This window comes from Desulfonatronum lacustre DSM 10312 (genome assembly GCF_000519265.1).
Taxonomy (GTDB): Bacteria; Desulfobacterota; Desulfovibrionia; order Desulfovibrionales; family Desulfonatronaceae; genus Desulfonatronum; species Desulfonatronum lacustre.
In genome coordinates this window covers 396,160-416,604 of record NZ_KI912608.1, presented here as the reverse complement: position 1 = coordinate 416,604, position 20,445 = coordinate 396,160, and the positions used below count along the sequence as shown (strand labels likewise).

Sequence of the window (20,445 nt, the reverse complement as noted above, 5' to 3'; positions counted from 1 at the left end):
CGCCAAGGAGTCCTTTTCCCCATGACGAACTCGTTCCATCCCCCCCTCCGCTTCCGGCCCTCCGCGCTTCCGGTCCTTCCGAACCATCTCTGGGCGCTGCTCTGGGTCTTGCTCTGCCTGTTGCTCGCCTGGCCGCGCCCCGGAAACGCCCAGTCCATGTTCCAGCAAGATTTTTCCATGGACTCCGAGCTTCCCTGGACCCTGGAGGCCGACCGGGTCGAGTCCCTGCAAGCCGAACAGGTTTTCGAAGCCCAGGGCAACGTACTGATCCGGCAGGGCCCGAATCTGATCCAGGCGGACACGGCCCGTTATTTTCGGGAGACCGGCTTCGCTTTTCTCGACGGCAACGTCCGGATCGAATGGGACGGAGATATTCTCGTGGGCCGGAAGGCGGACTTCGACCTGTTGAACAACGTTGGCTGGGTAACGGACGGGGAGATGTTCCTGGCCCAGGACCACGTGTATATTCGCGGGGAACTGCTGGAAAAGCGCTGCGAACAGACCTACGCCTTCAGGGGGGCGCACCTCACCACCTGCGACGGTCCGGTTCCGGCGTGGTCCATCAAAAGCAGCGAGGGCGAAGTCACCTCCGGCGGCTACGCCCAGATGTGGCACCCCCGCTTTCAGGTCAAGGACACACCCGTTCTCTACTCTCCGTACATGATTTTTCCGGTCAAGACCGAACGCCAAAGCGGCTTCCTGATCCCCGAACCGTCCTTCAGCTCCCGCTTGGGAGCCGGCCTCACCCTGCCCTACTACTGGGCCATTGATGAGGAACAAGACGCCACCTTCTACGCCAACATGATGAGCAAGCGCGGCGTGATGACCGGTATGGAATACCGTCATTTCAACAATCTGGACTCCAAGGGCGTCTGGCAGGCCGACTGGCTGCACGACTCCAAAACCGCCTCCACCGAGGCCGACGAGGATCCCCAGTTCCGCGGGGACGGCCTGACCCGGGACAACAAGCACCGCTATTGGATTCGCGGCAAGTACGACGGCTACCTTGGCGACCCCTTGTGGCGGACCAAGCTGGATCTGGACATGGTCTCCGACCAGAACTACCTGCGCGAATTCAAGCACGGACATACCGGATACACCAGGGTCCACGACACCATGCTCCGCGACTTCGGCCGGGGGATGAACAACATCGACTCCCTGTATCGGAGTAACGCCGTGGAACTCAGCCGCAACTGGAGCCAGGTCGGGTTCCGCGGGGCGATGTACTACACCCAGGCCCTCCAGTACTGGACCGACAACAATCCCAGCAACGAAAACCCCACCCTGCAGCGTCTCCCCGAGTTGAACCTGGATTTCTACAAAACCCGCATCGGAGAGTCTCCGTTTGAGTTGGAGGCCAGGACCCAAGCCGTCTATTTCTGGCGCGAAAAGGGAACCACCGGCGCCCGAGCCGATATATATCCGCGCCTCAGTCTGCCCTGGACCACCGGCTTCGGTACCGTGACCCCCAGCGCCGGTTGGCGCCAAACCCTGTACGCCATCGATAAGCACCAGCAAGTCACGGGAATCCCGGACAGCGTGAACGAATCCAAGGACTTCAACGAGCGCGGGATTCCCGATTTCCGCGTGGACGCCTTCACCTCTTTATTCAACATCTATGACTTTGATAAACAGGACCGGATCACGCCGACCCTGGACAATGTCGGCAATGCGTACTGGACCAGGATGAAGCACACGATCCAGCCCGAATTGACCTACTCGTACATTCCCCACGTGGACCAGGACGAAAACCCGCTTTTCACCCGCGACGACCGGATCAACAAGCGCAATCTGCTCTCCTACAGCTTGCACAACATCTTCAATCGACGCATGGACCAGGTCGTCGTGCGACGTCCAGGAACCGAAGACACGCCTCTTACCGAGGACATGCTCCGGGTCGAGACCACCTATCGCGACTTCCTGCGGGTTCGCTTCGACCAGGCGTACGACATCGAAGAGGCCGATCGCGGCGATAATCTGGATCAATACGAACGCCGCCCCTTCTCCGACATCCGGACGGACGTGGTCTTTTCGCCGGGAAGATACATCGATTTGATCACCCGATCCTGGTATTCGCCCTACATGAACACCATCACCGAACATGAACATCTGTTGTACGGGAGTTATCCCGGCCTGGGTTCGGCCTATTTCGGGTTCGACTTCCGGTCCGAAGTCACCGACGACATTTGGCGCCAGAACCAGCAAAAACGCGAGATTCTCCGCATCGGCGGCCTGGTCCATCTGCCTCGGGGCTGGTTCGCGCGTGCGGATTTCAAGCGAGACATGTTGGCCAAGGAAGACCTCGAAAAGATTTTCGGTATCGGCTTCACCCACCAGTGTTATTTTCTGGATTTCCTCTTTTCCCAGACCCAGGACGAAGATCGCTTCGAACTGCGAGTATCCCTCAAGGGGTTGGAGGACATGCTGGGCTTGGGCCTTTAGTCGTCCTCACAAACGCCGACGCACCATCATTCACCCACGACAACGCAAAGGACAGCAAGCATGCAACGGACTTTCCCATACCTGACAATAGGCCTCTTCCTCCTTCTGGTGGGTTGCGGCTACCACTTCAGCGCCAGCGCCCCGATCACCCTCCCCAGCGGAGTGGTGAACATTCATATTCAGGAAGTGGACAACCCAACCCTCGAAGCCTGGATTGATCCGTATCTCCGCTCGCGATTTCGCGACGAATTCACCCGCCGCGCCCAGGTGAACTGGGTCGACGCCGAGCAGGCTCAAGCGCACGTCGTCCTGCGCATCATCGCCTATTCCACGGACACGGAACTCTCCGGAGCCCAGGATCAGACGCTCAGAGAGCGCGCCACCGTCATCCTGGAGACCGAGTTTCTCAGCGCGGTCGACGGCTCGCGGATCTGGTCCTCCGGCCATATTTCCGATTATGAAACCTTTGAGACCGGAACCAATGAAGTCGCCGCCGGAGAACGGGCCATTGAGAACGCCATCCGCCGCACGGCAGACGCCCTGGGCGCGGACTATTGAAAACTTCCCGCGAAACGAGAATAAAAAAGGCGGCTCCTCGCGGAGCCGCCTTTTTTATTCATTGTCCCAATGCGCCGACTATGGCGTGGGCGGAGCCATAAAAATCGCCTGAACCCGCTGACGCTCACCGCCCTCCACCACCCCGCGATTGTCTTCCAGGTGGTAGGTGATCACTTCGCCGCTGATGGAGCTTTCGCCGTCTTTGAGCACGGGATTGCCTTCCATGACCACGACGCCGCGCTTGGTCCAATACGTGGCCTTTTCGCTGGTGCCCACCTGCTTGTCGCGTTCGATGCGCACGGAGCCTTCGGCAAGCAGCTTCTCGATGTCCTGGGAGCCGTCCGGACCCATGGACATTTGCCCCTGCTCCCCGGAAGACTCCATGAACACCGTCAGCTTGTCGCTCCAAATCTGGAAGTCCTCGCGGTCCACATGGACGTTGCCGCGAAAAATGACGGTGTTGTTCTCCTGAACATAATCCATCTGGTCGGAGAGGATCTTCACCGGGACTTGATCCTGGGCATGGACATACGCGGCAATGCACGCCAAAACCAAAGTGGTCGCCATGATTTTCACTAATCGTACCATCTCGCTGTTCTCCTGCATTGAGGTTGAATTGACTGGAACTGTTGGCGCCTTGTGTGGAAGCCCCGTAAAGGCACTGTGAAAAAAGCTACTCTGGAATCGTCGAGGATGTAAAGCGCCAAGAAACGTCACCTCAGGGCAATCTGTTCTCATCAAAATCCGAATCGAGATCAAAATCGCAATAAAAAAAATGCTGTGCATCAACCTGTGATTACGTCATCTTCTTGGACATGATGTTCGATTTCGATCACGATTTCGATTTCGATACCGATTCAGATAGCGGGTGAGGATCGAGATCAATCTTCCTGAACGTCACCGCTCTCGCTGTCAGCGAAATAATCAAAAATCAGCCCCGACCTGAAAGATCGCGCAGGATCATCGCGGCGGTGCGTTGAGCCGGAGCTTCCCGTGGCTCTTCGGAGAAGCCGGAGGAAGAGGCAAGAAGTTCGGGCAACCGGGCCAACTCATGGCGAATACGATCCATCCGTTTTGGGTGAGCGAGCCATTCCCGGGCCTGGGCCGCGATGGTCTCCGACCGGGCCTGATTCTGGATAAACTCCGGAAGCACCGCTCGACGCAGCACGAGATTGGCCAGGCTGATGGCCGGCACCCTGACCAGCCGTACGCCGACCAGGAAGCTGAGCCGGGAGAAGCGGTAGGCTACGATGGTCGGCACCTGGAGCAGGGCGCATTCCAGGGTCGCGGTTCCGGAGGTGGCCAGAATCAGGGCGCAGGAACGCATGGCCGCGTAGCGGTCCTTGGCTTCGATGAAGCGCAAGGGAAGCTGAGCCGGGCAGTGCTCGCGAAGCAGTTCCTCGCCGACGCTGGGCGCCTTGACCACGCAAAACTCGAGCTTCGGGTTCTCCGTGAGCAGTTCCTGGGCCGCCTGGCCGAAAATCGGCATCATCCGCTGGATTTCCGATTTGCGGCTGCCAGGCAGAATGCCGATCCGGTTCGGCTTTGGGACGATGGACAGAATTTCGGGGCGCGACAATTCACCGACCAGGGGATGGCCGACGAACTCCGCGTCCATCCCCCGTGCGCGATAAAACTCCGGCTCAAAGGGCAGGATGCAAAACACCCGCCGCACGTGCCGCTTCAGGAACTCGACCCGGCCTTGCCGCCAAGCCCAGACCTGGGGGCTGATGTAGTAGAAGACCGGGATGCCCAGGGAGGAGGCCATTCGGGCCACCCGGAAATGAAAGTCCGGCGAATCCACCAGAACCACGGCGTCGGGTCGCCACGCGGCCAACTCTTTGCGGATGGTCCGCCACATCCCGAACACTCGGGGCAGATAAGCGAACACTTCGGAGACGCCCATCACCGAAAGCCCCTCCATGCGCAGCCGCAGGTCGACTCCCTGTTCCTCCATGGTCGGACCGCCCATGCCGGAGAGCTGGATTCCTGGGTGCAGCTCCCGCAGCGCCCCGGCCAACAGCCCGGCGTGCAGGTCCCCGGAAGGTTCGCAGGCGCTCAGCCAAACCCGGAGCGCGGCCATGCTCAGAACCCGATGGGCTGGTACGAAACCGGCGCGGTGGCGTTTTCCGTGATGCTTTTGCGGATCACCTCGGCCAGTTCCATGGACGCCACCGCCGCTTCCACCGTGGGCACGGAGGCGGGGATGGAGCAGTCCCGACCCCGGCAGTATCCGGCAAAGGCCAGCAACTGCCCCAGCAGGGCCTCCTCATGGGGCACGAAAACGGCCTCGCGCACCGAGGCCAGGGACAGATCCGCGTAGCGCTGGGCCACGGTCTTGCGATGCAGGACCAGTTCCTTTTGCAGCAGGTCCGCCTCCACGTACATCTCCGGACAGGTCACGGCGATCTGACGGATCCGTTTTTCGGTGATCTTGCTGGCCATGACCCGGGAAATGGTCCCGTTGCTGTGGACCAATACGGCGTGCGCCAGGGCGGTCAGCCCGTCCTGGGCATGCCCGAAGGCCTGAATCCGCTCCACCGGACCGCGCAGATGCAGGGCCAGGTCCAGGTCGTGAACCATCAGATCCAGCACCACGTCCACGTCCAGATTGCGGTCCGGCACCTTGTCCGTGCGGGTCAGATCCATGTTCACCACGTCCGCGGAGCGGCCGACGATCTTGACCAGTTCCGTGACCACGGGGTTGAAGCGCTCGATAAAGCCCACCTGGATGCGCAGGCCCTTGTCACGGGCCAGCCTAGCCGCGGCCCGGGTGGTCTCCAGGCTGTCCGTGAGCGGCTTTTCCACGAACATATTGGTTACGAACCGGCTGGCCAGCTCGATGTACTCCAGGTGGGTGGAGGTCGGCGTGGCCAGGACCACGGCGTCCACCAGGGCCAGATCCTTTTCCAGGTCCTCGGCCGGTCGCGTGCCGTATTCCTCGGCCAGCCTGGCCTCCTTGTCCCGGTTGCGGTCGTGAATGAAGACCACCTGCACCGGTTTCATGTAGGACAGCACCCGTAAATGGTTGCCGCCCATCTTGCCGACCCCGATCAGGCCGACTTTGAGTGGTTGGGAATCGTTCATGATGCTCTCATTTTCGTGATGTGCCACGGCGTTCAATTCCGCGGCGCGATATCGCACAGAATCCTGGCGATCCGCTCCTGGGTTCGGCTGGGCAGATAGGGGTGCATGGGCAGGCTGAAAATGCGTCGCGACGTGGCCTCGCAGACCGGCAGGTCCCCCGGCGCGTAGCCCAACGGCAGGAAAACGCGTTGCAGATGCAGGGGAATGGGGTAGTAGATCACGCTGGGAATCCCGGCATCCGTCAGGGCTTGACGGCAGGCGTCCCGATGGGCCTCGTCCCGAGCCAGCAGGGAGTACTGGGCCCAGGCCGAGCCGAACCCTTCGGGAATGTACGGAGGAGTCAGGGCGCAGGGTTCCAGAAGCCGGGAATAGGCGGCGGCCAATGCTTCGCGACGCTCCAGTTCCAGGGGGAAGACGTCCATCTTGGCCAGCAAGACGGCCGCTTGCAGGCTGTCCAAACGGGCGTTGGTGCCCAGCCGAGCATGTTCATAGCGCGACGTACCCTGACCGTGGACCCGGATGGACCGCATCCGCTCGGCCAACTCCGCGTCGTCCGTGAAGCAGGCCCCGCCTTCGCCGTACCCGCCCAGAGGCTTGGCCGGAAAAAACGACGTGCAGCCGATGTCGCCCAGGGCGCAGGCCCGTCGGCCATGCTCCATCCCGCCGAAGGACTGGGCCGCGTCCTCGATGACCCGCAAGCCGTGCCTGACCGCGACCTCGCGAATGCGGGCATGGTCCGCGGGCAGACCGAACAGGTCCACGGTGATCACGGCCCGGGGCGTCAGCCCTCGGGCCGCATCGGGCAACGGGTGATCGCCCTTTCCGGAAACCAGGGCGGTCACGGCCGCGTCCAGCTTTTCCGGGTCCAGATTGAAGGTCCGGGGATCGATGTCCACGAATATCGGCGTGGCCCCCCGCAGGCAGATCACCTCGGCCGTGGCGATGAAACTGAACGGCGTGGTGAAGACCGCGTCTCCGGGCCCGATGTCGTAGGCCATCAGGGCCAGGGCCAGGGCTTCGGTGCCCGATGAGCAGGACACCACGTGCCGCGTTTTGGTGTAGTCGGCCAGGCGCTGTTCCAGCTCCTCCACTTCCGGCCCGAGAATGAACTTGCAGCTCTTCACGACCTGGAAGATGTTCGCTTCCAGGACCGGGTAGATGCTCATCTGCTGGGCCTTCAAATCGACAAAGGGAACGGGGGGCACGGGAGTCGCCCCGTTTTCGGACAATTCGGATTCCAATTCCTCGGCCACCAGGCGCACGCAGGCTTCCGGGGTGAGCCGTCGGACCGACGAGTCTTCGGCCAGACGCGAAACAAGCACGAAGCTTTCAAGGTACTCTTCAGCAGCGAGAAGGGTCAGGTCCAGCAGCGGGTCCGCAGCTTCCTGATGCAAAACCTGCAACAACTGCACGCCTGGAGCGGGCAGCAGGCGGACGGTCTCCAGCAGGGCGGCCATCCCCCCCGCCAACTCCGAGACGGATTCCTTCTCTTTCGTCGGAAAGATACCTTCCAGGGCGAGCTCTCGTCGCCTTCGGGTCAAGCGGTCGGACACCGTGTGCGGATGAACCCACAACCCGAGTGTCTCGTCCCCGGCCATGGCGAGCAGAGAAGCCATGGCCGTACGCTCCCGGTCCTCGTCCGGGACGGAGTCCGACGCCGCGATCTCCAGCGCCAAGGCCAGAGCATCGCTATCCAAAACAAACTGATGCATGGTTATTGTACCTCGAAATGATATAGGGCGGGCAAAAGAGGCGAAATTTAGGTTGTTGCCCCACGGATGTCAAAAGGTTCTTTCACATGCCCGCGCGCCTCCCTCCCGTCTCCGCGAAAGATTTTCAATATCCCTCTTTCCGATCCAAATCGGTATCGAAATCGCTATCGAAAAAATACTGTGCATCATCCTGTGATTACGATATCTTTAGTGCCATTGACGTTCGATTTCGATAGCGATTCCGATTTCAATACCGATCCGAGAGCGCGTGAGAATCGAGATCAAATTTGCCCTCCTTTCCTCCTCCACTTCCAGTTGACCATCCGCCCCGGCTTCTTTACATTTTTTATCGTGTTGCGGAGAAAACCCCGGAACGGCTCCCTCCCCGCCTCGACGGGCCATCGTTCATCATCAACCAAGGATCTCCCATGCTGCTCGAAGTCAAATGCTACGCCACCCTGGCCAAATTTCAGCCCAAAGAGAGCGAATTCCATCTCGGACCAAAGCCCATGCTCCGGGACCTGATCGCCTTTCTGGGCATTCCCGAGGGCGAGATCAAGATTTCCTTCGCCAACGGCGTGATCGTCGGCCCGGAATACGAACTGCAGGAGGGCGACCGGGTCGGTCTCTTTCCAGCGGTTGGAGGTGGTTGAGGCCATGTCCGCATCCCTTGACCAGCGTTATATCCGAAACTTCTCAACGCTTTCCGAGGCGGATCAGCAACGGCTGCACGCGGCCCGGATCTGCCAATTGGGTCTCGGCGGTCTGGGAGGAACCCTTTTGGAAATGCTGGCCCGGATGGGCTTCGGCCGCAGGGACCAGGGCTGGATTCGAGCCGCGGACGGCGACGTGTTCGAGGCCAGCAACCTCAACCGCCAGTTGTTCTGCCTGGAGTCGACCATCGGACGGCCCAAGGCCGAGGCGGCCTTGGAGCGAATCCAGGCCGTGAACTCGGAAGTGGACCTCTCCACCCGGCAGGCCGTCGTCGCCCCCAAGGACATGCCGGACTTCATCCAGGGCGCGGACATCGTCCTGGACGCCCTGGGGGACCTGCCCACCAAGCTGGCCCTGCGCAAGGCCGCGGCCCAAGCCGGCCTGCCCGTGATCAGCGCGGCAGTGGCCGGCTGGACCGGCTTCATCACCACCCAGCTTCCGGGAGATCCGGACCCGGGCATTTTCCAGGGCGTGCTGGGCCAGAACGACCGGACAGAAGACGCGGAAGTTCCCCTGGGCACCCTGGCCCCCTGCGTCTGGCTGGTCGCCGCGTTGCAGTGCCGCGAGGCCGTGGCCGTGGCTTGCGGCCATCGCCCCCTGTTTCACGGTTGCCTGCAACTAATCGACCTCACCGACCCTTCCTGGGAGCGCATCACACTGCCTTCCACCTCCCAATAACCCCAGGAGACGCCATGCACCCATCCAGCGGACGCCACCGCGTGATCATTGAGCAGGTCCGTCCGGAGATCGAAGACGGACATTTCGCCGCCAAACGGGTTGTCGGCGAAGAGTTCGTGGTCCGGGCCGACATCTTCACCGACGGCCACGACCAGATCCAGGCCCGGCTGCTCTTCCGCCCTCGCGGCACGGGTCAGGCGGGACAGACAGATCAGGCCGATCAGGCGGATCAGGCGAACGAGACGGATCAGTGGACCCTCCACCCCATGCGCCCCCTGCCCAACGACCTCTGGGAAGCCCGGGTCACGCCGGAGCGCACCGGGGAGTACGAATACGCCTTGGAAGCCTGGGTCGACCACTACGGCACCCTGCTCCACGGCATGCACAGAAAGCTGGACGCGGGCCAGGACATTTCCGTGGACCTGCTCTCCGTCGCGGCCCTGTTGCGGGCCATCGCCGCTCGGGCCAGGGAAGCCGGACGCCCGGACCTGGAAGACCTCCTGCGCAAGGCAGGGGAAGCGCTGATTTCCACCCAAGCCCACCCACCAGCCGCCCTGGCCCAACTGGAAAACCCCGCCCTGCTCCAAGCCGTCCACGCCCTTCCGGACCAGGAACTGATCACCCGCTATCCTCGTGTTCTCAGTCTGCATGTGGAACGAAAACGTGCCTTGTACAGCACCTGGTACGAACTGTTTCCCCGTTCCTGGTCACCGGAGCCGGGTCGTCACGGAACCCTGCGCGACGTGATCCGCCTGCTGCCGGAGATTTCCCGGATGGGCTTCGACGTCCTCTACTTTCCGCCCATCCATCCCATCGGCCGGGCCAACCGCAAGGGCAGGAACAACGCGGTGGCGGCCAAGCCCGACGAACCCGGCTCCCCCTGGGCCATCGGCGCGGAGGAAGGCGGGCACACGGCCCTGCACCCGGAACTGGGCTCCTGGGACGACTTCGCCGAACTCACGGCCCAGGCCCGGGCCCACGGTCTGGAAATCGCCCTGGACCTGGCCTTTCAGTGCGCCCCGGACCACCCTTATGTCCGGGAGCATCCGGACTGGTTCCTGTGGCGACCCGACGGCACGGTGCAGTACGCGGAGAATCCTCCCAAGAAATACCAGGACGTGCTGCCCTTTCACTTCGAAACAAAGGATTGGGAGGCCCTGTGGCGGGAACTGGCGGACGTGGTCCGGTTCTGGATCGACAAGGGCGTCCTGATCTTCCGGGTGGACAACCCGCACACCAAGCCCTTCGCCTTCTGGCACTGGCTGATCTCGACCATCCGCGCCGACCACCCGGACGTGATCTTCCTGGCCGAGGCCTTCACCCGGCCCAAGATCATGGCCAGACTGGGCAAGCTGGGCTTTTCCCAGTCCTACACCTACTTCACCTGGCGCAACACAAAGGCCGAGCTGACCGAATACATGACCGAACTGACCCGCACCGAGCTGCGGGACTGCTTCCGCCCCAACTTCTGGCCCAACACTCCGGACATTCTTCCGGAATACCTCCAGTACGGCGGACGACCGGCCTTCATGATCCGCCTGATCCTGGCCGCGACCCTCTCCAGCAGCTACGGGATCTACGGCCCGGTCTTCGAACTGTGCGTGGCCGAGGCCCTGCCCGGCAAGGAAGAATACCTGGATTCGGAAAAATTCGAGTGCCGCCGCTGGAATTGGGACCAACCGGGCAACCTCAAGGAGCTGATCGCCCGGGTCAACCGGATCCGCCGCGACCACCCGGCCCTGCACCGCACGGACAATCTGCGCTTCGTCCCGGTGACCAACGACAACATCATCTGCTACCTCAAAACCACGGACGACGGAGCGGACACCCTGCTCATCGCGGTGGTCCTGGACCCGTTCCAGCCCCAAACCGGCCAGCTGGACCTGCCCCTGGAAGAGCTGGGCCTGACCGAAGGCCGCCCCTTCCTGCTCAAGGACGAACTCAGCGGCGAACGCTTCATCTGGCAAAACCGGCACCCCACCCTGGAACTCAACCCCCACACCCTCCCGGCCCGCATCCTGACCCTGAAACGCACCATGAAGCGCGAACACGACTTCGACTATTTTCTCTGATCCCCTCCAGCCCGCCTCTGTTCGCGTAGGGGCACGGCGCGCCGTGCCCCTACTTGACCGTATACCAAAAGAGATACATTGTGGATCGAAAGGAGACTTTGAGTATGCCGCAAACATCCATGCTTCATGTCCGCGTCGATACGGCAATGAAGGATCAAGCCGTTCAGGCCTTGGGTTCCATGGGGCTGACGGTTTCTGACGCCGTGCGGATTCTCTTGAAACGCATCATTGCTGATCAGGCCTTCCCCCTGGAGCTCAAGGTTCCAAACGCCGAGACGCAGGCTGCGATGGAGGAAGCGCGTGAAATAATGGCTTCCCGGCCTTTGCGGTTCACCACACCCGAGGCGTTGATGGATGACCTCGAAAAAAGCGCCCGGAAGTAAACGAACCCGTCCGCCTCGCGCGACGGACTACGCCAAGCAATTCTTGAAAGACTGGGAACGACTTTCCCGCAGCGCCCGATATGACATGAACCTTCTCAAAGGTGTGATGCTTCAGTTGGTGGCCAATGACGTGCCGCTTGGCCCGGAATGGAAGGATCATCAACTGAAAGGGAATTGGAGTGATCATCGGGAATGCCATATAGGCGGCGATTTTCTCTTGATCTACCGCCTTGCTGGCGACTCCATCGTTTTCGTCCGTGCTGGTACGCACTCGGAGCTTTTTGGAAAGTGAACCGCCCGATACAATCTTGAAGAGATGCCGACGGATGAAGTATTTCTCCGTATTTTGAAGCTCCCCAAAGTGTCTCCCCCCAAAAAAGCCGGGGCGCCGCGATATTCCATCGCGGCGCCCCGGCTTTTTGCTTGCCTCTGTTGCGAATGAAAACTACCCGTCGCCCAAACTGACCACTTCCATGATCTCCTGATAATCGTCGAACCAGTAGGCTTCGGGGTTCTTTTTGCAGATGACCACTTCCGCGCTCTGCTCCGGGGTCGCGGCCCGGTGGTAGCGGAAGATCATCTGGTCCGAGGTGGAGGCCAGGACCTCGATCTTGCCCGTGGCGTGGGACATGGTCAGCCGGGGCCGTTTGGCCAGACCCGAACACATGCTCTTGGCCCCCAGAAAAATGTTATGCGCCTGTTCCACGGGCACGGCAAAGGGCAGGTTGCCCACCGTGGGCCGGCACAGGAACACGTAGTAGGGCGGCACGCCGATGTAGGAGAGCTTGTTGAACAGTTCGCCCAGGACCTCCGGCGTGTCGTTCACCCCGCGCAGCATGGGGGTCTGGTTGCAGAGCACGGCTCCGGCTCTGAGCAGCATGTCGCAGGCGGCGATGCTTTGCTCGGTGATCTCCCGGGGATGATTGAAATGGAGCATGAAGTACATCCGCCGATCCGGCAGGCTGTACCGCTCCACGAGTCGGATCAGTTCCGGATCATTGAGCACCCGGTACGGGTTGTAGGCCATCAGCTTGGTGCCCACGCGGATGATCCGGACGTGGTCGATCCCCCGCAGCCCGGAGACGATCCGCTCCAACCGGGCCGTAGGCAGCATCAGACCGTCCCCGCCGGTGATTAGGACGTTGTTGATTTCCGGATGGCCGCGCACGTAGTCCAGGGCCGCGTCCACGTCCGTCAGGAATTCGCGCTGCTCCGGGTGGATGAACAGCCGTTTGCGGAAACAGAACCGGCAGTATCCGCCGCAGGCGTCGCTGGCCAGAAACACCGCCGTGCTCTCGTACTTGTGCTGCACGCCCTGCATCACGGAGTACTTGCTCTCGTTGGACGGGTCCAAGTGCCCCCACTCTTCCAGTTCCTCGACGCAGGGCACAATGACCTTGCGGATCGGGTCATCCGGATCGGTCCAGTCAATGAGCGACAAATAATATTCGTTGGACAGGAAATCGAACGTATCCATAACCGGACGCAGGCGTTCCCGCTCTTCCGGGGACAGTCCGGACAGCGCGGCGATGTCGGTGATGTTCTTGGGATGGGTCATATGCAGGCCTCCTGGGCTGGAAGGTGAAAAAAGCCTCCTGCTCGGTGCAGTCTGCGGCAACTCTTCCTTTTGTAATCGATTCAAACGGAATGTCAAAACAACCGAAACACGGGAAAAACAACACATCTATATATTTTTTACGAAATAGTGGCACATTCAGCGCCCTTGACACAAACATTTCAGAATTGGTAGGCACCTCCTGTCATTGAGGTTTTGATTCACGGTAACTACTCAGCACAGAGTAATGCTGTTGCCGGGGTCGGAGTCGGAATCGGGATCGGAATCGAAAACGCTGGGAAGCGTTCCAATTCTTCCTGTTCCGATTCCGATCCCGATAGCGAAGCGCCGACCCCGATTGCCGGAGCAAGAGCGGACACAAAATGTGCTGAGTAGATACGATTCACGATCCAAAAAGGACCCCGCGCATGCACATCCCCGACGGAATCCTGCCCCTGCCCGTCACCCTCGGCGGCTATGCCGCGTCCATCTCCATCTGCTGGCTGTGCATCCGGGCCATCAACAAACGCGAGGATCCCCGAGCCGACATTCCCAAGGCCGCCCTGCTCACGGCCGCTTTTTTCGTGGCCTCCTTGATCCATATCCCCATCCCGCCGGCCAGCGTCCATCTTGTGCTCAACGGGTTGCTGGGCGCACTGTTGGGAGTATTCGCCTTTCCGGCCATCCTGATCGGCCTGTTCCTCCAAGCCGTGATGTTCGGTCACGGCGGGCTGACCACCCTGGGCGTCAACGGCGTGATCCTCGGCCTGCCGGCCTTGGCCGCGGCCGGCGTGTTTCACCTCCGCGCACGCGGCGGAGCAATCCACCCCGCGTCTCCCAGGCGGACCACCGTGTTCGGCTTTCTGGCGGGTTTTTCGGGCATTGCCCTCTCCGTGCTGATTTTCGCCCTGATCCTGCTCACCAGCCTTCCGGCCCATCTCAGCGCCGCGGCCGAACGCTCGGCCATCCTGGCCCTGGGCCTGGCCCACGTTCCCCTGGCCGTTCTGGAAGGTCTGCTCACCGGCCTGCTGGCCGGATTCCTGTTGCGGGTCCACCCGATGATTCTGGACGGCGTATGATTGCCCACACCATTTCCATCTCTCCGGAGTCGCCCTTCGTGCATCGTTGGGACCCCCGGATGAAGCTGATCGGCCTGCTTCTGCTGGCCTTCACCTTTTCCTTCGTCTCCAATCTCCGCGTCCTGCCGATGATGATCGCCCTGACCCTGACCGTCGTCGCCATGTCCCGCTATCCCCTCGACCTGCTGCTCCGGCGGCTGCGCTACCCTTCGCTGGTCATTCTGTGCCTGATCATCCTGCTGCCGCTCATCAGCGGATTCACCCCCCTCGTGGAATGGGGCGGACTGACCGTCACCAGGGAAGGGTTCCAGGCCGCGATGCTCGTGGCCACCCGCTTTTTCTGCATCGTCACCCTGGCGGCGGTCTTGCTGGGCACCACGCCCCTGCTCAGAACCATCAAAGCCATGCAGGCCCTGGGGCTGCCGTACGTCATGGCCGACATGGCCCTGCTGGTGGTCCGCTATCTGGAGGTGCTCTCCGCGGATCTGCGTCGGATGCGGATTTCCATGCGTCTGCGCGGCCATGTGGAGCAGAGATGGCCCTGGCGCAACCTGTCCACCCTGGCCTGGTTGACGGGCAGCCTGATCCTGCGCGGATATGAACGCTCCCAGGGCGTGTACAATGCCATGCGCCTGCGCGGATACGGTCACCAGCCCGTCTCCCGTGATGAATTCAAGGCCGCTCCGGCCGATCTCCTGGCCCTGGCCGCGGTCTGCGTAGCGACCGGGCTTCTGATCTGGCTTGACATGACCCTCTAACAGACTGTTGAAAAATCCCCGCTAGCTGCGTTGCTGCAAAAAGTTCAAACCCTCACGTATGACGAAATACGCTTCGGCCTTGAGCTTTTTTTGCGCCTTGCCATCGGGTTTTTTGAACAGCCTGCAGAATCTGGCTTTTTTCAACACACTGCTAACCCCACTCATCTTTTCGTGACCCCGCCCACCGTGACCTCATCCCCGACATCCGCCATCCGGCTCAACGATCTGTGCTTCTCCTACCCGGACAAGCCGGACGTGCTCCAAAACCTGCGCCTGGACGTGGCCCCCGGCGAACGCCTCGGCCTGATCGGCCCCAACGGCGCGGGAAAAACCACGCTGTTTTTGATCATCAGCGGCATCCTCAAGCCCACCTCCGGCGAAGTCCTGGTCCAGGACCGGCCAGTGGTCGGCGGGAGCTTCAATCCCGAAATCGCCCTGGTCTTCCAGAAGTCCGACGACCAGCTTTTCTGCCCGTCGGTCTGGGAGGACGTGGCTTTCGGGCCGCGCAACATGGGATTAACCCAGGAACAGGTGGCCGAGCGGGTCCAGACCGCCCTGGTCACCGTAGGCGCCCAGGACCTGGCCCAACGTCCGGTCCACCACCTTTCCGAGGGCGAAAAACGGATCGTGGCCATAGCCGGAGCCCTGGCCATGCACCCCAAGGTGATCATCTACGACGAACCCAGCGCCGGCCTGGACATCCGGGCTCGTCGCCGCCTGATCGGCCTGCTCAAGCAATCCGATCAGACCCTGCTCATAGCATCCCACGACCTGGAACTGACCCTGGAAGTCTGCACTCGGGTCGTGCTCCTGGACCGGGGCCGGATCGTAACCCACGGACCAGCCCGAACCATCATGGCCGACGACAGCCTGATGACCGCCCACGGCCAGGAAAAACCCCACTCCCTGATCCCCCACGCCCTGCCCCACGACCACTGACCCGCGCCGGACCAAAGATCGCGGCGCGCCAAGCCACCACTGACTTCCACAGGAGGGAGGCATGAACCGCGCCCAACGCATCTACGCCCTGCATCGGCTCTTTCACACCCACAACCAGCCCGTTCCCCGCGCCCGCATCCAGGACGAACTGGAATGCTCCCAGGCCACGGTCAAACGGATCATCGCCGAGATGCGCGACATGCTGGGCGCGCCCATCGTCTTTGACCGCGACGCCGGAGGCTATCGGTACGATCCGGCGGCCGGGGCCTTCGAGCTGCCCGGATTCTGGTTCAACGAGTCCGAACTTTACGCCGTGCTGGCGGCCATCCAGTTCCTGGAGTCCACCCAACCCGGCCTGCTCCAGCGGCCGTTGCAAGATCTCCTGAAGCGCCTGCGCCTGGCCGTGCAGGACATGGGGCTCAACGTGGACGACTTGATCCACCGCGTTCTGCTGCATCCCATGCGCCCCCGTCCGGTCCATCCGCCGGTCTTCGAAGCCCTGGCCGCCGGGCTGCTGGGCTCCCGCAAGATCCGGCTGCTCTATCACGGACCGGACAAACAGACCCCAAGCCCACGAACCATCCACCCCTTCCGCCTGCTCCGCTACCGGGACGCCTGGTACCTCCTCGCCCACTGCGACCAGGCCGACGACCGCCGCACCTTCGCCCTGGACCGGATCGTCGAAGCCCAGGTGCTGCCCGAACAGGCCAACATGCCGGACAACAAAACCCTGGACGCCCTGATGCACGACTCCTTCGGCATTTTCCTGCGCAATCCGGACCGGACCGCAACCCTGCGCTTCACCGGCCAGGCTGCCCGCTGGGTGGAAAGCGAGGTCTGGCACCCGGACCAGTCCGGCGCATGGTGCGGCGAGGCCTACGAACTGCGCCTACCCTACGGGGACCAACGCGAACTGGTCATGGAAATCCTCAAGTACGGCCCGGACATCGAGGTGCTGGAGCCGGAAGAACTGCGCCTGGCCGTGCGGGAACGAATCCTGGCCGCGGCGAAACAATATTTTTGACTGGGTCAGGTTTTGAGCCTGTGCCATGATAGGTATGGATCACGTCCATGATCCGACCAATCCGGCAATCACCACAGGCCGCCGAGACAATTTGATTTCTCCGGAACAATCATGGAACAAGGCCGTTGCTCCCAAACGAACGGGGGCGGGTGGAGTTATCACAATCTTCGTAACGGTCACTCTGGATCGAAACTCCAGATGACGTCAGGGAGGAAAAACATGACGGACCTTGTTCCCCTGGAAGCCATCACCGGCAAGATTCTTTTGCTGCGCGGCGTGAAGGTTATGTTGGATCGGGATTTGGCGGAATTGTACGGGGTGGAAACGAAAGTTCTCAAAAGACAAGTGCGTAGAAACATTGATCGATTCCCGGACGATTTCATGTTCGAAATGACACCGGATGAAATCACGAACTTGAGGTGCCATTTTGGCACCTCAAGTTGGGGCGGTACGCGTTACCTCCCGATGGCCTTCACCGAGCAAGGCGTGGCCATGCTTTCCTCGGTCCTGAACAGCAAACGGGCCATCCAGGTCAATATCCAGATCATGCGCGCCTTCACCAAGCTCCGCCAAATGCTGGCCACCCACGACGACCTGCGCCGAAAAATCGAGGACATGGAAGCCAAGTACGACGAACAGTTCCGCGTCGTGTTCGAAGCGTTGCGGCAGTTGCTGGAGACCGAGGAGCAGCCGGAGCGGCGGATTGGGTTTCTCAGAGAGAATGCAAAAAGTTTCGGATCGAGAGAGTTTGATAATGAATGATATAGTTTATCCATTCTGGGGAAAATGGAGCAAAGAGACAGGCAGACATCATCTGCTCGTCTACCACTGCCTGGATGTCGCCGCGGTTGTACAGGTCTTGATCGAAAAGGACGAACAGATCAGAAAACGCATCGTTCGCCTTTCCGGTCGACCAATTCAGGACATCCTCCCGCTTCTCCTCTTCTTTGCCGTACTTCACGACATGGGAAAATTCTCTCCCGCATTCCAGGAAAAACTCCCTGATCTCGTATCATTGCTGGGAAGGAAGATGACGGGCACGACCGCTCAAGTCCACCACACAGAACTGGGTTCCTGGTTCTGGAACGCCCATATTCGCTCCAAGCTGGAAAATGAACCTTTCTGCTTGCGCAGTCGCCAGATCATCTCCTTGAACGCCTTGGCCGAAGCGGCTTACGGCCACCACGGCAAACCGACGTCTCCTGGAAAAAATCGCCGCCATTTCCGTGGCGCGGAGGATGCGGCCACGTCCTTTGTGGATCAGGCGATTTGGCTTTTCCTGAAAGACATGCCGTTTCTCTTTGACGATGAGGAATCGTTTCGGCGATTGTCCTGGCTGTTCTCCGGCCTGCTCGTACTCGCAGACTGGATCGGATCTTCCGAAAAGTGGTTTCGCTATGAGCCAACGGCCGTGCCGTTACAAGACTATTGGCCGACCGCTCTCGCCCAGGCGGACAAGGCGGTCGAGGAATGCGGCATTTTGCACCCCGAGCCGTGCCGTCAGGGAACCTTCCATACCCTTCTCCCCAACCTCCCTCCGGATGCAAAACCGACCTCGCTGCAAGCTTACGCGCTCATGGATGTTTTCCCCAATCCAGGGCCACAGTTGCATATCTTCGAGGACTTGACCGGTAGCGGAAAAACCGAGGCCGCCCTTCTCCGCGCCCACCGAATCATGTCCACCGAAGAGGCTAGCGGGCTTTTCTTTGCCTTACCGACCATGGCCACGGCCAACGCCATGTATTCACGCATGGCCAAGACCTATCGGGCGCTTTTCGCGGAAAGGGGCAGACCGTCTCTCGTGCTTGCCCACGGCGCGCGGGCAATCCATGAGGAATTTCTAGGGTCCATTGAACTGGAAAACGCCTCGACCGGATCGGCCCATTTGGAAGAAGAAGAGAGCGGGCCGGAATGCAGTCGGTGGCTTTCGGACAACCGCAAGAAGGCCCTGCTTGCGCCATGCGGGGCCGGCACCCTGGACCAGGCATTGCTTGGAGTGCTTCCGGCACGGCACCAGTGCCTGCGACTGCTGGGCCTTTCCCGCACAGTGCTCATTGCGGACGAAATTCACGCCTATGATGAGTATACCGGCAAGATCCTCCAGAGCTTGCTTACCTTTTTGGGAGCCATGGGCGCCAGCGTCATCCTGCTCACGGCCACCCTGACCAAGGCGCTTCGCAAACAGTTTGTCCAGTCCTATCTTGCCGGCCGGGGACTCGAAGCCCCGGATCTGGAGAGCGAGAGCTTTCCATTGGCCACCAGCATTTCGGATGAAGGATATCTGGAAGTTCCTCTTGAATCGACCCGGAAAATCAATGTCGCGGTCCAACTGACCGACAACCCGGACGACATGTTCGAGGCCTTGCACCAGGCGCATGCGGCTGGGGCTTGCTCCTGCTGGATCAGAAACACCGTGAACGACGCCGTCGCCGCCTACGAACGGTTGCTGGCAGAGGGGATTCCACAGGAAGACGTTACTCTTTTCCATGCCCGATTTGTTATGGCCGATCGATTGGACATCGAAAAACGCGTGCTCGAACTCTTCGGCAAGAACTCCACACCTGAGCTTAGAAAGAGGAAAATTGTGATCGGGACCCAGGTTCTGGAACAATCGCTCAATTTGGACTGGGACATTCTCCTTTCCGATCTGGCTCCCATGGATTTGATGATTCAACGGGCGGGACGCTGTCACCGGTTCGTGTTTCCATTTGCTCGTCCGATCGGCTACGAAAAACCGCTTATGATTGTTCTTTCTCCAGAACCGGAACCGGTCTCAAGAACCTGGTATGCAAATCTTCTCGGCGATTCCGTCTGGGTCTACCCCCGACAAGCCGTGCTCTGGCGCACGGCCCATCTGCTCAAGCAGGAAGGCCGCATTGAGCTTCCCGAAAAGGCGCGGAATCTGATGGAAAACGCTTATGGAGGTTTGGAAGCTCCGGAAATCCTGCTCGAAGCCGACCAAAAGGCCGAAGGCGACGATCGGGCCAAGCAGACAATGGCCTACCTGAACACGCTCAAGCTCGACCAGGGATACTCGATTGACGCATCCGACATGCGTTGGGAGGAAGACGTCCGGGTTCCAACGCGTTTGGGAGAGGACACGATTCGCCTCCGCCTCTGCACGGTGCAAAACGGCAAGATCAACTTGTGGGTTCCGGGAAGGATGACCGCGACGGCCTGCGCCAGATCCGAGGTTCCGGTCAGCGCACATAAGGTCAAGGAACCTTTGATCGCTGATTCGTCTCTCAAGCAAGAGCTGGAAAAGTTCAAGGAAAGTATGCCGGACCAAGGCAAGTACTGCGTGCTCATGCCGCTCTTTCCGTCGGAAAATGAAGAATGGACGGGAAAGGCTGTGAATATGAAAGGACATGAAGTGCTTGTTAAATACAATGCCAGGACGGGTCTGACTATCATTTGAATTGTCGACATGACAAAACAAAAGGA

Annotated in this window: 18 protein-coding genes; 13 read left to right on the top strand and 5 right to left on the bottom strand. The window is 60.6% G+C overall.

Features of this window, described 5'->3' with window-relative positions; translation table 11 throughout:
- Nucleotides 1-21: 21 nt before the first annotated feature.
- Both DESLA_RS18150 and lptE read left to right on the top strand, forming a co-directional pair.
- Entirely contained in the window at nt 22-2,442 is a 2,421-nt protein-coding gene (locus tag DESLA_RS18150; protein ID WP_051434291.1) for an LPS-assembly protein LptD, read from the top strand.
- A gap of 60 nt (nt 2,443-2,502) precedes the next feature.
- Nucleotides 2,503-3,000 carry an LPS assembly lipoprotein LptE gene (lptE, locus tag DESLA_RS18145; RefSeq protein WP_051434290.1) on the top strand — a complete coding sequence of 166 codons (498 nt, stop codon included), beginning with the start codon at nt 2,503-2,505 and terminating at the stop codon, nt 2,998-3,000.
- 78 nt (nt 3,001-3,078) lie between these two features.
- On the opposite strand, the gene lptA is transcribed toward lptE, so the two are convergent.
- The 4 genes from lptA to DESLA_RS0101870 all read right to left on the bottom strand — a co-directional run bounded on the left by lptA (nt 3,079) and on the right by DESLA_RS0101870 (nt 7,799).
- A complete protein-coding gene (lptA, locus tag DESLA_RS18140) occupies nt 3,079-3,588 on the bottom strand; it encodes a lipopolysaccharide transport periplasmic protein LptA (RefSeq protein WP_169732581.1) in 510 nt (169 codons plus the stop codon).
- Nucleotides 3,589-3,931: 343 nt separating this feature from the next.
- Complete coding sequence (gene lpxB, locus DESLA_RS0101880; protein WP_035261217.1) at nt 3,932-5,083, bottom strand: lipid-A-disaccharide synthase; 1,152 nt, start codon at nt 5,081-5,083, stop codon at nt 3,932-3,934.
- 2 nt (nt 5,084-5,085) lie between these two features.
- Entirely contained in the window at nt 5,086-6,087 is a 1,002-nt protein-coding gene (locus DESLA_RS18135) for a Gfo/Idh/MocA family protein (RefSeq protein WP_156932835.1), read from the bottom strand.
- 32 nt (nt 6,088-6,119) lie between these two features.
- The gene (locus tag DESLA_RS0101870; protein WP_337833213.1) at nt 6,120-7,799 is read right to left on the bottom strand and encodes a DegT/DnrJ/EryC1/StrS family aminotransferase; all 1,680 of its coding nucleotides are present in this window, start codon (nt 7,797-7,799) and stop codon (nt 6,120-6,122) included.
- 428 nt (nt 7,800-8,227) lie between these two features.
- Between DESLA_RS0101870 and DESLA_RS0101860 the strand changes: the two genes are divergently transcribed.
- The 5 genes from DESLA_RS0101860 (at nt 8,228) to DESLA_RS18125 (ending at nt 11,938) form a co-directional block, all read left to right on the top strand.
- On the top strand, nt 8,228-8,452 hold the full coding sequence (locus tag DESLA_RS0101860; protein ID WP_028571165.1) for a MoaD/ThiS family protein: 225 nt from the start codon (nt 8,228-8,230) through the stop codon (nt 8,450-8,452).
- 4 nt (nt 8,453-8,456) lie between these two features.
- The gene (locus DESLA_RS18130) at nt 8,457-9,191 is read left to right on the top strand and encodes a HesA/MoeB/ThiF family protein (protein ID WP_156932834.1); all 735 of its coding nucleotides are present in this window, start codon (nt 8,457-8,459) and stop codon (nt 9,189-9,191) included.
- A gap of 14 nt (nt 9,192-9,205) precedes the next feature.
- Nucleotides 9,206-11,263 carry an alpha-1,4-glucan--maltose-1-phosphate maltosyltransferase gene (locus DESLA_RS23525; protein WP_028571164.1) on the top strand — a complete coding sequence of 686 codons (2,058 nt, stop codon included), beginning with the start codon at nt 9,206-9,208 and terminating at the stop codon, nt 11,261-11,263.
- A 104-nt stretch (nt 11,264-11,367) separates the two neighbouring features.
- Complete coding sequence (locus DESLA_RS0101845) at nt 11,368-11,646, top strand: type II toxin-antitoxin system RelB/DinJ family antitoxin (RefSeq protein ID WP_028571163.1); 279 nt, start codon at nt 11,368-11,370, stop codon at nt 11,644-11,646.
- A complete protein-coding gene (locus DESLA_RS18125; protein ID WP_035261213.1) occupies nt 11,618-11,938 on the top strand; it encodes a type II toxin-antitoxin system YafQ family toxin in 321 nt (106 codons plus the stop codon). Before DESLA_RS0101845 ends, DESLA_RS18125 begins: the two co-directional genes overlap by 29 nt.
- Nucleotides 11,939-12,091: 153 nt before the next feature.
- On the opposite strand, the gene DESLA_RS0101835 is transcribed toward DESLA_RS18125, so the two are convergent.
- Nucleotides 12,092-13,204 carry a KamA family radical SAM protein gene (locus DESLA_RS0101835; protein ID WP_051434286.1) on the bottom strand — a complete coding sequence of 371 codons (1,113 nt, stop codon included), beginning with the start codon at nt 13,202-13,204 and terminating at the stop codon, nt 12,092-12,094.
- A 425-nt stretch (nt 13,205-13,629) separates the two neighbouring features.
- Here DESLA_RS0101835 and cbiM point away from each other — a divergent pair, with 425 nt between their 5' ends.
- The 6 genes from cbiM (at nt 13,630) to DESLA_RS0101805 (ending at nt 20,419) form a co-directional block, all read left to right on the top strand.
- Complete coding sequence (gene cbiM / locus DESLA_RS0101830) at nt 13,630-14,280, top strand: cobalt transporter CbiM (protein ID WP_028571160.1); 651 nt, start codon at nt 13,630-13,632, stop codon at nt 14,278-14,280.
- The gene (cbiQ, locus tag DESLA_RS0101825; protein WP_035261211.1) at nt 14,277-15,038 is read left to right on the top strand and encodes a cobalt ECF transporter T component CbiQ; all 762 of its coding nucleotides are present in this window, start codon (nt 14,277-14,279) and stop codon (nt 15,036-15,038) included. Before cbiM ends, cbiQ begins: the two co-directional genes overlap by 4 nt.
- Nucleotides 15,039-15,209: 171 nt before the next feature.
- Complete coding sequence (locus DESLA_RS0101820; RefSeq protein WP_028571158.1) at nt 15,210-15,977, top strand: energy-coupling factor ABC transporter ATP-binding protein; 768 nt, start codon at nt 15,210-15,212, stop codon at nt 15,975-15,977.
- Between the two features lie 61 nt (nt 15,978-16,038).
- Nucleotides 16,039-17,001, top strand: a complete 963-nt coding sequence (locus DESLA_RS0101815) for a helix-turn-helix transcriptional regulator (protein WP_028571157.1) — start codon at nt 16,039-16,041, stop codon at nt 16,999-17,001.
- A gap of 111 nt (nt 17,002-17,112) precedes the next feature.
- Nucleotides 17,113-17,763 (top strand): ORF6N domain-containing protein, encoded by a 651-nt coding sequence (locus DESLA_RS0101810; protein ID WP_245589984.1) that lies wholly within the window; start codon nt 17,113-17,115, stop codon nt 17,761-17,763.
- The gene (locus DESLA_RS0101805) at nt 17,723-20,419 is read left to right on the top strand and encodes a CRISPR-associated helicase/endonuclease Cas3 (RefSeq protein WP_084031812.1); all 2,697 of its coding nucleotides are present in this window, start codon (nt 17,723-17,725) and stop codon (nt 20,417-20,419) included. Before DESLA_RS0101810 ends, DESLA_RS0101805 begins: the two co-directional genes overlap by 41 nt.
- The last annotated feature ends 26 nt before the right edge of the window (nt 20,420-20,445 follow it).